At 37.4% G+C, this 1,443-nt stretch carries 1 protein-coding gene; it reads left to right on the top strand.

The window, feature by feature from the left end; genetic code table 11:
• Positions 1-53: 53 nt before the first annotated feature.
• Positions 54-1,408 (top strand): IS3 family transposase gene (locus JCM9157_RS24295; RefSeq protein ID WP_148296956.1). Its coding sequence is split into 2 segments (ribosomal slippage): positions 54-507 and positions 507-1,408, totalling 1,356 coding nucleotides; the frame shifts between segments, so codons are not numbered across the junction.
• Positions 1,409-1,443: the final 35 nt, after the last annotated feature.

Below are 1,443 nucleotides of genomic sequence, written 5' to 3'. Positions count from 1 at the left end.
GAACTGCACCCCAATTGTTAGACACAACTAACAATGAGGGGTGCAGTTTTTTTATGAGTAAATATACACTTGATAAAAAGTTATCAATTGTTCAAGGGTTTAATTGCGATACCATTTCACAAAAAGAATATGCAAAAGAAGTGGGTGTTACGAGAGCCCAATTTCAATATTGGCTGAAATTATATGAGTTACATGGAGAAGAAGGATTCCGTAATCCCTATACAAATTATCCCGCTTCCTTTAAACTAGACGTACTAAATTACATGGTTCATTCGGGTGCGTCATTAATGGATACCGCAGCTCTCTTTAAGATCTCTAGCTATACAATGGTTTATGATTGGCAGAAAAAGTTAGAGATTAGTGGTGTAGAAGCCCTTGAACCTAGATACAAGGGGCGTCCATACATGAAAGAGAAATCCAATAAACAACCCAAAACAGCACCAGCTAGAGGATCAGTAGAGGCACTTGAAGCGCGTATTCAACAATTAGAGATGGAAAATGAGTATCTAAAAAAGTTGAATGCCTTAGTTCAAAACAAGGAAAAATCACCAAACAAGACAAAGCGCAAGTAGTCTATGAGTTAAGGCATAAATACCCGGTGAAGGCACTCGTGAAACTAGCTGATATTCCCCGCAGTACATACTATGATTTAGTGAAGCGAATGAATCGTATAGATCCAGATGGTGATTTGAAAGCTGAAATTAAGTCTATTTATGAGGAACACGAAGGGCGTTACGGTTACCGCCGTATTCGTGATGAGCTGGCAAATCGTGGACAAAAAGTGAATCATAAAAAGGTTCAACGTATCATGAAAGAGCTTGGACTAAAATGCCTAGTACGCATGAAAAAATATAAATCTTATAAAGGTACTGTAGGTAAAATTGCGCCAAATCATTTAGATCGTCAATTTACAGCGGATGCCCCAAATCAAAAGTGGGTAACGGACATTACAGAGTTTAAATTATTTGGTGAAAAGCTATATTTATCGCCTATACTAGATTTGTTTAACGGAGAAATCATCACATATACAATTGGATTAAGACCAACATATTCACTTGTCTCTGGGATGTTAGAGAACGCTCTAGAGGGCTTACCAGAGGAACATAACCTACTCATGCATTCGGACCAAGGTTGGCATTATCAGATGAAACAATATCGTCATGCCCTCCAAGAAAGAGGGATTAAACAGAGTATGTCTCGTAAAGGAAACTGTTACGATAATTCGGTAATGGAGAATTTTTTTGGGATTATGAAATCAGAACTCCTTTACTATAAGGATTTTGAAAGTATAGAGCATTTTAAGCAAGAACTTGAAAAATATATGGAATACTATAATACCAAACGGATGAAGGCAAAATTAAAAATGAGTCCGGTACAATACCGAACTCATTTTGAGCAAGCTGCCTGACGAAATAACCGTGTCTAACTTTTAGGGGTCACTTC

The organism is Halalkalibacter akibai JCM 9157, assembly GCF_000513135.1.
Taxonomy (GTDB): Bacteria; Bacillota; Bacilli; order Bacillales; family Bacillaceae_D; genus Halalkalibacter; species Halalkalibacter akibai.
This window is presented reverse-complemented; position numbering and strand designations above follow the sequence as displayed.